This is a genomic window from Agromyces sp. Y575, from assembly GCF_059445445.1.
On record NZ_JCAIUI010000004.1, the window covers coordinates 200,650 to 216,283 of the forward strand.

At 69.5% G+C, this 15,634-nt stretch carries 14 protein-coding genes and 1 pseudogene; 3 read left to right on the plus strand and 12 right to left on the minus strand.

The window, feature by feature from the left end; genetic code table 11:
* A partial coding sequence (locus tag AC1C2U_RS16875; RefSeq protein ID WP_495362932.1) for a cell wall-binding repeat-containing protein occupies positions 1–825 on the plus strand: 825 nt, incomplete at its 5' end.
* Between the two features lie 42 nt (positions 826–867).
* Here AC1C2U_RS16875 and AC1C2U_RS16880 read toward each other — a convergent pair.
* Together AC1C2U_RS16880 and AC1C2U_RS16885 are read right to left on the minus strand one after the other, a co-directional pair.
* Positions 868–1,064 (minus strand): annotated as a pseudogene (locus AC1C2U_RS16880) (GMP synthase (glutamine-hydrolyzing)); the annotation flags it as partial.
* Between the two features lie 53 nt (positions 1,065–1,117).
* Positions 1,118–2,188 (minus strand): FAD-dependent monooxygenase, encoded by a 1,071-nt coding sequence (locus tag AC1C2U_RS16885; protein ID WP_495362933.1) that lies wholly within the window; start codon positions 2,186–2,188, stop codon positions 1,118–1,120.
* Between the two features lie 66 nt (positions 2,189–2,254).
* Here AC1C2U_RS16885 and AC1C2U_RS16890 point away from each other — a divergent pair, with 66 nt between their 5' ends.
* Entirely contained in the window at positions 2,255–2,791 is a 537-nt protein-coding gene (locus AC1C2U_RS16890) for a TetR/AcrR family transcriptional regulator (protein ID WP_495362934.1), read from the plus strand.
* An 8-nt stretch (positions 2,792–2,799) separates the two neighbouring features.
* Here AC1C2U_RS16890 and AC1C2U_RS16895 read toward each other — a convergent pair whose 3' ends face one another.
* The 8 genes from AC1C2U_RS16895 to AC1C2U_RS16930 form a co-directional block, all read right to left on the minus strand.
* Positions 2,800–3,249, minus strand: coding sequence for an SRPBCC family protein (locus AC1C2U_RS16895; protein WP_495362935.1), 450 nt, complete (start codon positions 3,247–3,249; stop codon positions 2,800–2,802).
* Between the two features lie 52 nt (positions 3,250–3,301).
* Positions 3,302–4,900, minus strand: a complete 1,599-nt coding sequence (gene guaA / locus AC1C2U_RS16900; protein ID WP_495362936.1) for a glutamine-hydrolyzing GMP synthase — start codon at positions 4,898–4,900, stop codon at positions 3,302–3,304.
* Positions 4,897–5,403: a DUF3817 domain-containing protein gene (locus AC1C2U_RS16905; RefSeq protein ID WP_495362937.1), complete on the minus strand. Its 507-nt coding sequence runs from the start codon at positions 5,401–5,403 to the stop codon at positions 4,897–4,899. Before AC1C2U_RS16905 ends, guaA begins: the two co-directional genes overlap by 4 nt.
* A 9-nt stretch (positions 5,404–5,412) precedes the next feature.
* Positions 5,413–6,201: an SURF1 family protein gene (locus tag AC1C2U_RS16910; protein ID WP_495362938.1), complete on the minus strand. Its 789-nt coding sequence runs from the start codon at positions 6,199–6,201 to the stop codon at positions 5,413–5,415.
* Between the two features lie 11 nt (positions 6,202–6,212).
* A complete protein-coding gene (locus AC1C2U_RS16915; RefSeq protein ID WP_495362939.1) occupies positions 6,213–6,728 on the minus strand; it encodes a cation:proton antiporter regulatory subunit in 516 nt (171 codons plus the stop codon).
* Positions 6,729–6,846: 118 nt separating this feature from the next.
* On the minus strand, positions 6,847–8,592 hold the full coding sequence (locus AC1C2U_RS16920; protein ID WP_495362940.1) for a glycerol-3-phosphate dehydrogenase/oxidase: 1,746 nt from the start codon (positions 8,590–8,592) through the stop codon (positions 6,847–6,849).
* 258 nt (positions 8,593–8,850) lie between these two features.
* Positions 8,851–9,975: a GuaB3 family IMP dehydrogenase-related protein gene (locus AC1C2U_RS16925; protein WP_495362941.1), complete on the minus strand. Its 1,125-nt coding sequence runs from the start codon at positions 9,973–9,975 to the stop codon at positions 8,851–8,853.
* 128 nt (positions 9,976–10,103) lie between these two features.
* Positions 10,104–11,804, minus strand: coding sequence for an ABC-F family ATP-binding cassette domain-containing protein (locus AC1C2U_RS16930; RefSeq protein ID WP_495362942.1), 1,701 nt, complete (start codon positions 11,802–11,804; stop codon positions 10,104–10,106).
* Positions 11,805–11,933: 129 nt separating this feature from the next.
* Between AC1C2U_RS16930 and AC1C2U_RS16935 the strand changes: the two genes are divergently transcribed.
* Complete coding sequence (locus AC1C2U_RS16935; protein ID WP_495362943.1) at positions 11,934–13,085, plus strand: MalY/PatB family protein; 1,152 nt, start codon at positions 11,934–11,936, stop codon at positions 13,083–13,085.
* Between the two features lie 39 nt (positions 13,086–13,124).
* Here AC1C2U_RS16935 and AC1C2U_RS16940 read toward each other — a convergent pair whose 3' ends face one another.
* Positions 13,125–13,943 carry a hypothetical protein gene (locus tag AC1C2U_RS16940; protein ID WP_495362944.1) on the minus strand — a complete coding sequence of 273 codons (819 nt, stop codon included), beginning with the start codon at positions 13,941–13,943 and terminating at the stop codon, positions 13,125–13,127.
* Between the two features lie 117 nt (positions 13,944–14,060).
* Positions 14,061–15,563 (minus strand): IMP dehydrogenase, encoded by a 1,503-nt coding sequence (gene guaB / locus AC1C2U_RS16945; protein WP_495362945.1) that lies wholly within the window; start codon positions 15,561–15,563, stop codon positions 14,061–14,063.
* Positions 15,564–15,634 lie beyond the last annotated feature (71 nt).

Below are 15,634 nucleotides of genomic sequence, written 5' to 3' on the forward strand. Positions count from 1 at the left end.
GTCGCATACATCGCCAGCGGCATGAACTACGCCGACGCACTCTCCGGCGCACCCGTCGCCGGCATCACCGGCGGCCCCATGCTCCTGACCAACCCCAACGCGCTCCCCGAAACCGTCGCCACCGAACTCGAACGACTCAACCCCGAACGAATCATCATCCTCGGCGGCACCGCATCCGTCAGCCCCGACGTCCAAACCCGCCTCGAGGCCATCAGCCCCGGCGCCGTCACACGAATCGCCGGCGCCGACCGCTATGCGGTCTCGGTCGCCATCTCCCAGTCGCAGTACACCCCGGGCGTCCCCGTCGCATACATCGCCAGCGGCATGAACTACGCCGACGCACTCTCCGGCGCACCCGTCGCCGGCATCACCGGCGGCCCCATGCTCCTGACCAACCCCAACACTCTCCCCGATACCGTCGCCACCGAACTCGAACGACTCAACCCCGAACGAATCATCATCCTCGGCGGCACCGCATCCGTCAGCCCCGACGTCCAAACCCGCCTCGAGGCCATCAGCCCCGGCGCCGTCACACGAATCGCCGGCGCCGACCGCTATGCGGTCTCGGTCGCCATCTCCCAGTCGCAGTTCACCGCGGGCGTCCCGGTCGCATACATCGCCAGCGGCATGAACTACGCCGACGCACTCTCCGGCGCACCCGTCGCCGGCATCACCGGCGGCCCCATGCTCCTGACCAACCCCAACACTCTCCCCGAAACCGTCGCCACCGAACTCGAACGACTCAACCCCGAACGAATCATCATCCTCGGCGGCACCGCATCCGTCAGCCCCGACGTCCAAACCCGCCTCGAGGCCATCAGGTGAACCTGAGACGCGTGACCGTGGAAACGACATCTCCGACACGTACTCCCGCTCGATGGTGCCGCCGGCTTCGACGTGACGTCGAGCACGACCCGGTTGACCGCGGCCACCTCGTTCGTGATGCGGTTCGAGATCTTTCGCGTCGTAGGGCAGCCGAGGCCAGTCGCGGTCATCGCGTCTTCCGACGACAACGGCTGCAGTACGATCGGGTGACCGTAGGTGCGGCCATCGCCCTGCACGCCGGCAACAGTCCCTGCACCGCACGAGTCGAGCGGATCGCAGCTCGCACTCGTGCTCAGCCGGCGATGCTCGCGTCCCGACGGCCCGGCGTGGTGCGACTCGTGGCCCGGCTGCCGGCGATCGCCAGCAGGCGGTCGCGCAGTGGTTGGGCGCGCTCGGCGAGCGCGAGATGCATGAGCGCTCCGGATGCCACACGCAGACGCTGCGACGATCGAACTCGAGCCCGGTCGTACGCATTCAGCGCCTCGTCGACCGGCAGCTCCCCGAGCAGCCGCCCGAGTGCGACGGCGTCGAGGAGCGACTCGCATGCGCCTCGACCGAGGTTCGGCGTCATGGCATGGGCCGCGTCTCCGACGAGCACGAGTCGTCCGCTCACGTAGGAACGCAGGCGCGGAACCGTCCAGACGCGCTGCGCAAGGGTGGCCTCGGGCGCGGCCGAGGCGAGCACGTCGGCGAGGCTCGGGGCGAGCTCGTCGAAGCCCTGCCGAGCGAGCTCGAGCGCGGCGGCGACATCGATGCGGCGCGGCCCGAGGTCGGAGCGGAACGCGGCATACCAGTTGGTACCCGACCGGTGCGGCCCGACGCCGTAGAGGCGACCGCGACCCCAGTACTCGCCCATCGCCTCGGTCGGCGCGGAGTGCGGCACGACGCCGCGTACCGCGAGGTACGGCGTCAGCGAGGCATCCGCTCGACTGCCCCAGCCCGAGCGCCGCACGACGCTGTGCACGCCGTCGGCCCCGACGACGAGCTCGTGGGCCGCCGCAACCACGCGGTCGATGCGCTCGGTGGTGCGAACGACGGATGCCGGGACGGCCGCGTCGAGCGCGGCGAGCAGGTCATGGCGGGCGACGAGCACTGCCACGGGCGTCGGCAGCTCCGTCCAGGTGCGTCCGGCGGAGCTGCGCAATGGGAACCGGTCGATGGAAGGGCTCGAGCGACGCAGCCCGTCGGCGATGCCGATCGACTCGAGCGCGTCGACGGCCTCGGGCCACATGGCGAGGCTGGTGCGGATGTCGGGCAGCTCGGTGCGTTGCTCGACAAGTGTGACGTCGAAGCGGTCGGGGTCGAGTACTGCCGCGAGGGCGAGCCCGGCGATTCCGCCGCCGACGATGCGTATGCGGGTCATGCGCGACACACTACTACAAAAATAGTAGCTACACTACTTCTGTAGTTGATTTGATACACTCGCCCCATGGACCGCCGCACGCTCGTCGCCGACGCCGCCCTCGATGTCGTCGCCGCCGAGGGCATGAAAGGGCTCACGCACCGCGCTGTCGACGCGGCATCCGGTTCCCCTGCCGGCACCGCCTCGAACTACTACCGCACGCGTGCGGCGCTCGTGGCGGCTGCAGTCGATCGCCTCGAGCAGCGCGACCTCGAGCTCTGGTCCGCCGGCGCGCAGCTGCCGCCCCCGGCCGACCCCGACGCCCTCGCCGACCGCCTCGCGGCCACCCTCGCCGCGTTCGTCACCGAACAGGCGGACCTCACGCGTGCCCGTCTGGTGCTCGCGCTGTCGGAGCCCGAGGCCGTCGTCGCGGGACACGGCCGATTCGTGGACGTGGCGCGCGCCCTGGTCGACGCCGCGGGCGTCGACCGCGCCGAAGAGCGAGCGCGCTGGCTCGCGGACTACTCGGACGGCGTGCTCCTGCACCAGCTCACGACCCGGAAGGGCGAGCCGCTCGACGTCGAGTCGCACCGCCGCGCCATCCGTCGATTACTGCTCGAGTGAGTTCGGCCTCAGTCGGCCGCGAGCCGTTCCAGCCGCCGGATGTCCGCCCGGATCGCACGCGCGAGCATCCACCGCAGGGGCAGGGCAAACCAGCGCTCCACACCGTGGGGCCGGATGCGCACGTGGAACGTGAACACGCAGCGCAGCCCGTCGAGCGGCTCGACGGACCGCCCTCCCTCCGCATCGATGCCAGAGGTCGTCCGCCAGGTGAACGCCCGCCCGTGATCCACGCTCGTCACGATGCCGCCATTGCGGTAGGCCGTGCCCGCGAATCGCATGACCTCTCGCGTCGTGGTGCCGACCCCGACAACTCCCGAAGGGTCGGGGTCCATCGTCGCAACGCCGGCGCGCCAGAGCGGGTCCTTGCCGTAGTTGGCAACGACCGCCCAGACCTCGCTCGCGGGGCGGCCGACCTCACGCGAGACTCGAAGGGAGATCTGCCTCCCGGCCGTCGCCATCAGCGGTCGAGCGTTTCGAACGACGCACGGGTCGCATCGGACCGCCGCAGCGTCACTCCCACTCGATGGTGCCCGGCGGCTTCGACGTGACGTCGAGCACGACCCGGTTGACCTCCGCCACCTCGTTCGTGATGCGGTTCGAGATCTTCGCGAGCACGTCGTAGGGCAGCCGGGTCCAGTCGGCGGTCATCGCGTCTTCCGACGACACCGGGCGCAGCACGATGGGGTGACCGTAGGTGCGTCCGTCGCCCTGCACGCCCACCGACCGTACGTCGGCGAGGAGCACCACGGGGCACTGCCAGATCTCCTGATCGAGACCGGCGGCGGTCAGCTCTTCACGGGCGATCGCATCCGCCTCGCGGAGCAGATCGAGACGCTCACCGGTAACCTCGCCCACGATGCGGATGCCGAGGCCTGGCCCCGGAAACGGCTGGCGGCTGACGATCGCCTCGGGCAGGCCCAGCTCGCGGCCGATCTGGCGCACCTCGTCTTTGAAGAGGGTGCGCAGCGGCTCGACGAGCTCGAACTGCAGATCTTCGGGCAGGCCGCCGACGTTGTGGTGGCTCTTGATGTTCGCAGTGCCGGTGCCGCCGCCCGATTCGACCACATCAGGGTAGAGCGTGCCCTGCACGAGGAACCTGATCGGCTCACCGTCGGCCGCGGCCTCGGCGATCAGGTCGCGCTCGGCCTGCTCGAACGCGCGGATGAATTCCCGGCCGATGATCTTGCGCTTCTCTTCCGGGTCGCTGACACCGGCGAGCGCGTCGAGGAAGATGTCGGCCGCGTCGACCGTGACGAGGCGCACGCCGGTCGCGGCGACGTAGTCGTTCTGCACCTGCTCACGCTCGCCCTTACGCAGCAACCCGTGGTCGACGAACACCGCGGTCAGCTGGTCGCCGACGGCCTCCTGCACGAGCGCGGTGGAGACGGCCGAGTCGACGCCGCCTGACAGCGCGGAGATCACGCGAGCCGAGCCGACCTGCTCGCGGATGCGGGCGACCTGCTCGGCGATGACATTGCCCGAGTTCCAGTCGGCCGGGATGCCGGCAGCACGGTGCAGGAAGTTCTCGATGATGCGCTGACCGAATTCCGTGTGCTTCACCTCGGGGTGCCACTGCACGCCGTAAAACTTCTTCTCGTCGTTGGCGAAGGCCGCCACCGGGGTCGACGCAGTCGACGCGAGCACTTCGAACCCCTCGGGTGCACGCGACACCGAGTCGCCGTGGCTCATCCACACGGTCTGGTCGGCAGGCTGGCCCTCGAGCAACGCGTTGCCCGAACCCGGCCCAGTGGGCTCGGTCGTCACCGTCGCCGCCGTCGCGCCGTACTCGCGGAGGCCCGTGTGCGCGACCTCGCCGCCGAGCTGCTTGGCCATCACCTGGAAGCCGTAGCAAATGCCGAGCGTCGGCACGCCGAGCTGCAGGATGCCCTCGTCGAGCGCGGGCGCGCCCTCTTCGTAGACCGATGACGGCCCGCCGGAGAGCACGATGCCGATCGGGTTCTTCGCCGCGACCTCGGCCGCCGTGATCGTGTGCGGCACGATCTCGGAATAGACGGATGCCTCGCGCACCCGACGCGCGATGAGCTGCGCGTACTGCGCGCCGAAGTCGACGACGAGCACAGGCCGCTGCTCGGTGGGCTGATCGGTCACTGCTGGGCCTCCACGGGGTCGGAAGAGTCGGTGTCGGATGTCGCGGCTGCTGCGACCGCGTCGGCCTCGCGTGACTCGCGGGCGTCGAGGTAGTCACGCACCTCGCGGCCGATGCGCGACTCGAGGAAGAACGAGAGGAACGGCACGATGCCGCCGAGCGCGATGATGATGAACCGGGTGAACGGCCAGCGCATGAGGCTCCAGAGCCGGAAGTCGCTGAAGAGGTATACGACGTAGAACCAGCCGTGGGCGATGAGGATGCCGGTCGAGAGGTTCACACCCGTGCCGGTCGACTCGAGTCCGGCCGCCGTCTCGATCACCGGGGTGAACGCGAGCACGCCCTGGTCGCCGAACGCGTAGAGCTCGAGGTGGAACGCGTACTTCATGATCATCTCGGCGCAGAGCAGCAGCAGCATCACGCCGGTGATGACCGAGGCCACTTGGTAGAACTTCAGCGCCCCGCGAATGCGCGGCAGATCGGCGGATTTCGGCTCGAGCGGCATGCGTTCAGTCTACGCGGCGTCGCTGGGCGTGCGATCGACGGATGCCGCGGCCTCCGCCGCCTCCTCGCGTTCACGCTCCACGGCGTCGCGCACGAGCCGGTACCAGAGGTAGATCGCGAAACCGGCGAAGACGACCCACTCGGCCGCGTAGAAGATGTTGAGCCAGTTCAGCTCAGCCGTCTGCTCCGGCGGCGGCGAGACGATGGCGTCGAGCCCAGCGGCCGGCTCCGACGCGGTGACGTAGCCGAAGTAGACTGGCCGGTCGTCGTAGTCAGCCCACACGTTGATGAACTGCGCGACGGCGACGGTCTGCATCGAGAACGGGTCGGCTTCGTCGTCGGGGGCGATCGGCGCCTCGCTCGGCAGGAACCTGCCGACGAGCGTGACCGGTTCGAGGGGGTCGATGTCGGCCTCGAACTGTTCGGCAGCATCACGAGCGGTCTGCTCATCGGCGGCCCAGCCGAGCGCGACGGGCAACCCGCCGGGCGTGCCATCCGTCACCTCGAGATGCACGACCGGCCAGAAGCCTGCGACGCCGTCGTTCAACCGCCCCTCGACGATCACCGTGTCGCCGGGCACGACGGTGCCCGTCACCTCGACGGTCTGGGCGGTCGCGGCCTGCTCCGTCGGCTGATCGGGCTCGGCGAGCTCGGCGAACGGCCGCACCTCTTCGGTGGGCCGCTCGACCACGACCGATTGCTCGACCGCGCGCTCGAGCTGCCACTGGCCGAGCAGCGCGAAGGCCGCGGCGATGCCGAGGGCGAGGAGCAGTGCGAGCACCCACCGTGGGCGCAGCATCATGTGGAGCATCAGGCGCTGGGGTCCTCGCCGCGCTCGAGTGGCGCCGCCCCGTGGCGAAACGCGCTGAATGCGGCGTCGACGCGCTCTTTCGGTCCAATGGCGACGAGGGTGTCGCCGATCTGGGTGACGAAGTCGTCGGACGGCGTCGGGTACGCGTGGTCGTCGCGCACGACCGCAGCGATCACGACCTCACCGGGTCGACTGAATTCGCCGAGCGGACGGCCGCGCACAGCGTCGTCGGCGTCGACGATGAACCAGTCCATGGGCACGCCCGGCAGATCGTCGAGTTCGGAGATCGACGTCACGATGCTCGTGCCGCCGAGGAGTTCGGCGACCGCGCGTGCCTCTTCGTCGCTCAGCCGCACCGTCGTGACCGGTTGGTCCTCGCCGCTTCCAGCCGCGCGCGTCATGAGATCGCTGGCGCCCGTTCGGTGCGCGACCACCGACAACTCGACGCCGTCATCGGTCGTGAACGAGTGGAGCACGCCGACTCCGGGGAGCGCCACCCGGCGGACGTCGATCATGGCGCGGTCACCTCCGGGTCGAGCGGGATCGTCCCCAGTCTATCGACGTCCACGGTCCTCGACGCCCAGGCGCCCAGGCGCGAGCGCCCGCTGAGCTCGCAGCTCAGTCCACGAGCGCTCAGTCCACCTTCACAATGTCGGGCGCTTCGAGCCGCACCCGATCGGCCGACTCGTCGTCGGGCTGCTCTTGCGAGGCGCGCTCCGCAGCGACCCGCTCGAGGTATCGCTCGACCTCGAGCGCCTGGCGCGCCGTGTCCCAGCCGAGCACCTCGCCCATGAGCCTCGCGGCGACGGGCGCCGCCGAGACTCCGCGATCCCATGCCTCGATCGAGATGCGGGTGCGCCGAGCGAGCACGTCGTCGAGGTGCAGGGCTCCCTCGTGCGAGGCCGCATAGACCACCTCGGCGCCGAGGTAGTCGTCGGCCCCTGGCAGCGGTTCGCCGAGTGCGGCATCATCGCGGATCAGGTCGAGCAGCTCGTCGGTCATCGTGCCGTAGCGGTTGAGCAGGTGCTCGATGCGCACTTCGTGTACGCCGAACGCGCGGGCGATCTTGCCGCGCTTGTTCCACGCGGCCTGGTAGCCCTCGGCCCCGAGCAGGGGAATGTCTTGCGTCGTCGACTTCGGCACCTTGCCGTCGAGGGCGTCGACCGCGGCGTCGATCGCGTCTTTCGCCATGACCCGGTAGGTGGTCCACTTGCCGCCGGCGATGACGACGAGGCCGGGCACGGTGTGTGCGACGAGGTGCTCGCGCGAGAGCTTCGAAGTCTGGTCGCTCTCGCCGGCGAGCAGGGGCCGGAGCCCCGCGTAGACGCCCTCGACGTCTTCGCGGGTGAGTGGCACGGCGAGCAGGGCATTCACGTGCTCGAGCAGGTAGTCGATGTCGGCCGCGGTCGCCGCCGGGTGCGCCTTGTCGAGGTTCCAGTCGGTGTCGGTCGTGCCGATGAGCCAGTGCCGCCCCCACGGAATGACGAACAGCACGCTCTTCTCGGTGCGGAAGATCATGCCCATCGCCGACTGGATGCGATCGCGCGGCACGACGAGGTGCACGCCCTTCGAGGCGCGCACCTTGAAGGTGCCGCGTTCGCCGACCATGCGCTGCGTGTCGTCGGTCCAGACGCCCGTGGCGTTCACGACCTGCTTCGCCCGCACCTCGAAGTGCTCGTCGGTCTCGAGGTCGTGCGCCTTCACGCCGACGACGCGCTCGCCGACCTTGATGAAGCCCTCGACCTTCACCCGGCTCGCGACGTGCGCGCCGTAGAACGAGGCGGTGCGCGCGAGGGATGCCACGTAGCGGGCGTCGTCGACCTGCGCGTCGTAGTACGTGAGTCCGCCGACGAGGGCGTCGTTCGCGAGGGACGGGATCGCCCGCATCACCTGCCGCTTCGAGAGGTGCCGGTGGTGCGGCACTCCGGGCGGGCGTCCTCCGGTGTAGCTGAAGATGTCGTAGAGCATCATGCCCGCACCGACGTAGAACCGCTCGAAGATGCGGGTCTTCAGCGGGTAGAGGAAGCGCACGGGCTTCACGAGGTGCGGCGCGATGCGCTGCAGCAGCAGGCCGCGTTCGATGAGCGCCTCGCGCACGAGGCGGAAGTCGAGCTGTTCGAGATAGCGGATGCCGCCGTGCACGAGCTTCGACGATCGGCTCGAGGTGCCCGACGCCCAGTCACGAGCCTCGAGCATGCCGGTCGAGAGTCCTCGCGTCACGGCGTCGAGCGCCGCTCCGGTGCCGACTATGCCGCCGCCCACCACGAGAATGTCGAGTTCTTTCTCCTTCAGCCGCGCGATCGCGGCCGCTCGCTCCTCTGGTCCGAGCTTGGTCGAACGCGTCACCGGCTTGATGCTCGCCGAATTCTGAGTCGCCATCGTGCCACTCCATCCCCACGGCCTCACGGCTGGGCCGCGCGATCCGATTCAACGCTACCCGAACCACCTGCGGAAAGAGCCCCTGCTGATTGAGCTCGTCGAAATCCGAACCAAGAGTCCTGCTGATTGAGCTCGGAGTTCTGCCGATTGAGCTCGGAGTTCTGCTGATTGAGCTCGTCGAAATCCGAACCAAGAGTTCTGCCGATTGAGCTCGTCGAAATCCGGACGCCAGGTTTCGACAGGCTCAACCCGCAGAAGCTACAACCCCTGATACGGCGCGACGACGACCTCGACGCGCTGGAACTCCTTCAGGTCGGAATACCCCGTGGTCGCCATCGAGCGGCGGAGCGCCCCGATGAGGTTCGTGACGCCGTCGGCCGACGGTGCCGGCCCGTAGAGCACCTCTTCGAGCGGGGCGACCTGGCCGACGTGCACGCGCTGGCCGCGCGGAAGCTTCGGGTGGTGCGCCTCGGCACCCCAGTGGTATCCACCCCCGGGGGCATCCGTCGCCCGCGCGAGCGCTGTTCCCAGCATGACCGCGTCGGCGCCGCACGCGATCGCCTTGACGATGTCGCCCGACTTTCCGACGCCGCCGTCGGCGATGACGTGCACGTAGCGGCCGCCCGACTCGTCGAGGTAGTCGCGGCGTGCGCCGGCGACATCCGCGACGGCCGTGGCCATCGGTGCGTGGATGCCGAGCGTTGCCCGGGTCGTCGACGCCGCTCCCCCGCCGAAACCGACGAGCACGCCCGCAGCACCCGTGCGCATGAGGTGCAGGGCTGCCGTGTAGGTGGCTGCACCGCCGACGATCACGGGTACGTCGAGCTCGTAGATGAACTTCTTGAGGTTCAGCGGCTCTTGATTCTTCGAAACGTGCTCGGCCGACACCGTGGTGCCGCGAATGACGAACAGGTCGACGCCGGCGGCGACCACGGTCTCGTAGAGCTCTTGCGTGCGCTGGGGCGAGAGCGCACCGGCGACGGTGACGCCCGCGGCGCGGATCTCGGCGAGACGTGCCGTGACGAGCTCAGGCTTGATCGGCTCGGAGTAGAGCTGCTGCATGCGCGCCGTGGCATTCTCGGGTGTGAGATTGCGGATCTCGGCCAGCACGGGCTCGGGTTCTTCGTAGCGGGTCCAGAGCCCCTCGAGGTCGAGCACGCCGAGACCGCCGAGCTGCCCCATCATGATCGCGGTCTGCGGCGAGACGACGGAGTCCATGGGCGCCGCGAGGAACGGGATGTCGAACTGGTAGGCGTCGATCGACCATCCCACCGAGACGTCTTCGGGGTCGCGGGTGCGCCGGCTCGGCACGATCGCGATGTCATCGAATGCGTAGACGCGCTGGCCCCGCTTGGAGCGGCCGATCTCGATCTCCTGAGTCACCACTCAACCCTACCGAACCGACTCCCGCTGAGCCGCGGGTCGAGGAGGAGCGCAGCTTGTCTCGAAACCCACGACGGGGTTTCGTGACGCTGCCTCCTTCGTCGGCTGCTCCTCAACCCACTGACCGCTCAGCGGGCTCGCGCGACGCGCGTCTCGTCCCACACCGGGGCATCCGACTCGTAGACCTCACCGTCGCCACCGAAGACGAGGAACCGGTCGAACCCGCGCGTGAACCAGCGATCGTGAGTAACGGCGAGCACCGTGCCGTCGAAGCGCGAGAGCCCCTCCTCGAGCGCCTCGGCCGAGACCAGGTCGAGGTTGTCGGTCGGCTCATCGAGCAGCAGCAGTGTCGCGCCCGAGAGCTCGAGCAGCAGGATCTGCAGCCGAGCCTGCTGACCGCCCGAAAGCGAGTCGAAGGTCTGCTGAGCGGATGCCACGAGCCCATACCGATCGAGGGCGGAACTCGCCGCCTCGCGTGCCATGCCGTCGCGGTTCGCATCACCGCGGTGCAGGATGTCGAGCAGGGAGCGACCGCGGTACTCGGGGTGCTCGTGGTTCTGCGCGAACCAGCCGGGCACGACCCTGGCGCCGAGCACCACCCGGCCGGTGTGCGGCACACGTGCGAGCGTCTCGCCGACGGTCGTGATGTGCCCGAGCGTGCGATCGGGCTCGGTGCCGCCGCCCGCGAGCAGGCGCAGGAAGTGCGACTTGCCCGAACCGTTCGAGCCGAGCACCGCGACCCGGTCGCCGTACCAGACCTCCAGGTCGAAGGGCTTCATCAGGCCCACGAGTTCGAGACGCTCGCCGACGACCGCGCGCTTGCCGGTGCGCGAACCCCGGAGTCGCATCGAGACGGCCTGCGCGGGCGGTCGCTCTTCAGGCGGCCCAGCCTCTTCGAACCTGCGCAGCCGGGTCATCGCGGCGTGGTACCGCGACGCCATGTCGGCGTTGTACTTCGCCTTGACCTTCAGCGTTGCGACGAGGGTCTTCAGTGCGGCGTGCTGCTCGTCCCAGCGGCGGCGTAGTTCGTCGAGCCGCTCGAAGCGTTCCTCTCGTGCGCGGTGGTAGCCCTCGAAGCTGCCGCCGTGCACCCAGGCCGTGTTACCGGCCGCGCCGAGCTCGAGCGTCACGATGCGGTCGGCGGCACGAGCGAGCAGCTCTCGATCGTGCGAGACGAGCAGCACGGTCTTGGGAGTGGCCCGCAACTGCGATTCGAGCCAGCGCTTGCCCGGCACGTCGAGCGAGTTGTCGGGCTCGTCGAGCAGCAGCACCTGCTCGGGGCCACGGAAGAGCGCCTCGAGCGCGAGCCGCTTCTGCTCGCCGCCCGAGAGTGTGGCGAGTTCGCGCCACTTCGCCCGCTCGAACGGGATGCCGAGTGCCGCGATCGTGCAGTGGTCCCACACGACCTCCTGCTCGTACCCGCCCGCTTCGGCGTACTCGGCGAGCGCGGTCGCGTACCGCATCTGCGCCGCGGTGTCGTCGCGTTCGATGAGGGCGTTCTCGGATGCCTCGAGCTCGATCGCCGCCGCTCGAACGCGAGTCGGCGCGACCGAGACGAGCAGGCCCGCGACCGTGGCGTCGGTGCCCTCCACTGTCTGCCCGGTGCCGACGAACTGGTCCATCACGCCGAGACCGCCATCGACCTGCACGCTGCCCTCGTCGGGGCGCAACTCGCCGCGGATGATGCGAAGCAGCGTCGACTTGCCCGCGCCGTTCGCGCCGATGAGGGCGGTGGTCGCGGCATCCGTCACCCGGAAGGCGAGGTCGGCCAGCAGCGGCCGGCCGTCGGGCAGCGAGAATGAGACGCCGTTGACGTCGATGAAACCCATGGGTATGTCCGTTCGGTACGCGGCTGGGCGAATTCACCCGGTGCCGCACCGCCCGACGGGCAGCCGACCAGACTAGCGGGTCGCACCCACCCTCTGCCACCCGCGGCCGTTCTGCGGCAAGCTGGAGGCATGCAACGCACTGCCGCAGAGCCACTCGACGCCCTCCGCACGCGAACCAGCGCGAAGTGGCGCCTCTACCCCGCCGATGTGCTGCCCTTGCCCGTCGCCGAGATGGACTATCCGCTCGCCGAGCCGATCGCCGCGGCTCTGCACGCGGCGATCCGCCGCTCCGACACGGGGTACACGGCGGGGAGCCTGCCGGTCGCCGAGGCGTTCCAGGGCTTCGCCGCCGCGCGACTCGGCTGGGACGTCGATCCGGCGCGGGTGACGTGCACCGCCGACGTCAGCATGGGCATCGTCGAGGTGCTGCGCCGGGTCACCGCCCCGGGCGACGGCGTCGTGATCACCCCGCCGATCTATCCGCCGTTCTTCGACCTCGTCACCGAGGCATCCGGCCGAGTGGTCGAGGTGCCGATGCTCGGCGGCATCGACGAAGGCTGGTCGCTCGATCTCGACGGCATCGACGCCGCGTTCGCGGCCGGCGCCCGGGCGATGGTGCTCTGCAACCCGCACAACCCGATCGGCCTGGTTCCGGATGCCGCGCAGCTGGCCGCCCTCGCCGCGATCGCCGCCCGGCACGGCGTCACGATCGTCTCCGACGAGGTGCACGGTCCGCTCGTACAGCCGGGGGTCTCGTACACGCCGTTCCTCACGGTCTCCGACGAGGCCCGCGAGCACGGCGTCGCGGTGACCGCCGCGACCAAGGCATTCAACATCGCCGGCCTGAAGGCGGCGCTCATCGTGACGGCGAGCGAACGCGGCGATCGCGTGCGCGCCTCGCTGCCGTACGAAGTCGAGTGGCGCATGAGCCAGTTCGGCTCGATCGCCTCGATCGCGGCGTTCCGCGAGGGCGGGCCATGGCTCGACGGTGTGCTCGCGAGCCTCGACGACAACCGGCGGCTGCTCGCCGAACTCATCGCCGACGAGCTGCCGGGAGTGCGCTACCGCATGCCCGACGCGACCTACCTCGCCTGGCTCGACCTCTCAGCTCTCGGCTGGGGTGACGACCCCGCCGCCTACGCGCTCGAACACGCCAAGGTCGCGCTCGGCATCGGCCCGACGTTCGGCGCGAGCGTCGGCATCGGGTATGCCCGGCTCAACTTCGCGTGCACGCCCGAGGTGCTGTCCGAGGCGATCACGCGCCTCGCCGACGCGCGCTGAACTCGGGTCGCGACGTCGCCGCACGGAATGGGTGCCGCCTCATCGCGGCGGATTCGTGATGAGACGCGTCGAGCAGCCCGTCTCACCGGGCATGAGCCATTCGGGCGTGAATCCGCCGACCCGCTCGGGAACTCCGTCGATGTCACGCACGACGACGAGACAGTCGGTGGGCGAGTCCGACAGGCCGACGGCGGCGATGAGCTGCTGCTCTGCGAAGTCGGCCTCACTGCGATAGGCCTCCGCCGGAAATCGCTTCGCCAACTCGGCCGCGAGTGCGCGCGCGCCGGCCCCGCTCGTCTCGGCATTCCCCACCATCTCGAGCAGCGCGACCTGCTCGGCATCGGCGAGCGCGGGCGGCTCGGTCGGGGTCGGCCTCGCGGGCGGCTGCAGTCCGTCGCACGGGAGCGCATCGAGGGCCGCGTCCTCCGAACCCCGCTGCCCCGTCACCGTGATTCGATAGCAGCGAACGGCCGACCCCTCCGAGTATCCCCGGCTGCCGAAGGCGTTGGGCGAGTACGCCTCGGCCTTCGCTGCGACGCGGATGTCGACCACGGCGACGCGGTCTCCCCGCGTCGTTCCCTCCCAGCCGAGCGCGTCGACCCGGATGTGGACCGGCGCCACCGCCCACATCGTCGGTTGCGGGTCGCCCGGCCCCGGGGTGAACTCGGCGGCGAGCCAGTCAGCCTCACGATCACGCGACGCATACGGCTCCATCCGGTCGGCGATGTCGGCCGCAACCTGGTCTGCCGTGTCACCGGCGACATCCTCGCCCGTGCGTGACGCGCAGCCCGCGAGCGAACCCACCGCGACGGCGACGAGCAGTGTCGTCGCAGCTGAACGCCATCGCCGATTCCCCATGGGGGAACGCTAGCGGGGCGCGCATGCGCTCACGGGGATGTGCGCGTGCGGTTCCCGCGAAGCCGTCGCCGAGGCGGGGGAACCGCGTCGCCGTATCGTCGAGCCGTGCCGGGCGCGTCAGCGGGTGTAGTTCGGCGCCTCGACGACGATCTGCACATCGTGCGGGTGGGACTCCTTGAGCCCCGCCGGTGTGATGCGCACGAACTTGCCCTTGGTCTTCAGCTCGGCGATCGTGCGGGCGCCGACGTAGAACATCGACTGGCGCAGCCCGCCGATGAGCTGATAGGCCACGGCCGAGAGGGGGCCGCGGTACGGCACCTGACCCTCGATGCCCTCGGGGATGAGCTTGTCATCAGACGGGACATCCGCCTGGAAGTAGCGGTCTTTCGAGTAGGAGGTCTTCTGCCCACGCGTCTGCAGTGCGCCGAGCGAGCCCATGCCGCGATAGGCCTTGAACTGCTTGCCGTTCTGGAAGACGAGCTCCCCCGGACTCTCGGCCGTGCCGGCGAGCAGCGAGCCGAGCATGACCGTGTCGGCGCCGGCGACGAGCGCCTTCGCGATGTCGCCCGAGTACTGCAGCCCGCCGTCGGCGATGAGCGGCACCCCAGCGGGCCTCGTGGCCTTCGACGCCTCGTACACGGCCGTGATCTGGGGCACGCCGACACCCGCGACGACGCGCGTGGTGCAGATCGAGCCCGGACCGACGCCGACCTTCACGGCGTCGGCACCCGCGTCGACGAGCGCCTGGGCGCCCTCCCTCGTCGCGACGTTGCCGCCGATGACGTCGATGTGCGCGAACGTCGGGTCGGTCTTCAGTCGCCGGATGATGTCGAGCACGCCGGCCGATTCACCGTTGGCGGTGTCGACGACGAGCACGTCGACCCCGGCGTCGCGCAGCGCCTCTGCACGCTCCCACGCATCACCGAAGAAGCCCATCGCGGCACCGACCCTGAGGCGGCCCTCGCTGTCTTTCGTGGCGTTCGGATATTGCTCCGACTTGTCGAAGTCCTTGACGGTGATGAGGCCGGTCAGGCGACCGTCTTCGTCGATGAGGGGCAGCTTCTCGATCTTGTGCTTCGCGAAGATCGCGAGCGCCTCGTCGGGGTTCATGCCGACGCGGCCCGTGATGAGCGGCATCTTGGTCATGACCTCGCTCACCGAGGTGGTGGGCTTCTCGAAGTCGGAGACGAAGCGCATGTCGCGGTTCGAGATGATGCCGACGAGCTTGCCGTCTGCGTCGACGACCGGCAGGCCGCTGACCCGATACGTCGCGCAGAGCGCGTCGACGTCGGCGACGGATGCCTCGGGCGTCGTCGTCACCGGATTGGAGACCATACCCGACTCGCTGCGCTTGACCCGGTCGACCATGTCCGCCTGATCGGCGATCGACAGGTTGCGGTGCAGGATGCCGATGCCGCCCTGACGGGCCATGGCGATCGCCATTCGTGCCTCGGTCACAGTGTCCATCGCGGCGGACAGCAGCGGAGTCGCGACGGTGATTCCACGGGAGAGGCGCGACGTGGTGTCGGCTTCACTCGGGATCACATCGGTGTGGCCAGGCAGCAGGAGGACGTCGTCGTAGGTGAGTCCTGTGAGTCCGAACGGGTCGGCCTGGTCCATATCGCTCCTCGTGTCGAGTTATGCCCGAATGCCGCGCGCCAAGGGTCAGGCGTGCAGTACCAATGTTAAGC

Coding starts and splice junctions, on each gene's coding strand:
- AC1C2U_RS16885 (WP_495362933.1), bottom strand. CDS start 2,188: ATGACCCGCATACGCATCGTCGGCGGCGGAATCGCCGGGCTCGCCCTC.
- AC1C2U_RS16890 (WP_495362934.1), top strand. CDS start 2,255: ATGGACCGCCGCACGCTCGTCGCCGACGCCGCCCTCGATGTCGTCGCC.
- AC1C2U_RS16895 (WP_495362935.1), bottom strand. CDS start 3,249: ATGGCGACGGCCGGGAGGCAGATCTCCCTTCGAGTCTCGCGTGAGGTC.
- AC1C2U_RS16905 (WP_495362937.1), bottom strand. CDS start 5,403: ATGCCGCTCGAGCCGAAATCCGCCGATCTGCCGCGCATTCGCGGGGCG.
- AC1C2U_RS16910 (WP_495362938.1), bottom strand. CDS start 6,201: ATGCTGCGCCCACGGTGGGTGCTCGCACTGCTCCTCGCCCTCGGCATC.
- AC1C2U_RS16915 (WP_495362939.1), bottom strand. CDS start 6,728: ATGATCGACGTCCGCCGGGTGGCGCTCCCCGGAGTCGGCGTGCTCCAC.
- AC1C2U_RS16920 (WP_495362940.1), bottom strand. CDS start 8,592: ATGGCGACTCAGAATTCGGCGAGCATCAAGCCGGTGACGCGTTCGACC.
- AC1C2U_RS16930 (WP_495362942.1), bottom strand. CDS start 11,804: ATGGGTTTCATCGACGTCAACGGCGTCTCATTCTCGCTGCCCGACGGC.
- AC1C2U_RS16935 (WP_495362943.1), top strand. CDS start 11,934: ATGCAACGCACTGCCGCAGAGCCACTCGACGCCCTCCGCACGCGAACC.
- AC1C2U_RS16940 (WP_495362944.1), bottom strand. CDS start 13,943: ATGGGGAATCGGCGATGGCGTTCAGCTGCGACGACACTGCTCGTCGCC.
- guaB (WP_495362945.1), bottom strand. CDS start 15,563: ATGGACCAGGCCGACCCGTTCGGACTCACAGGACTCACCTACGACGAC.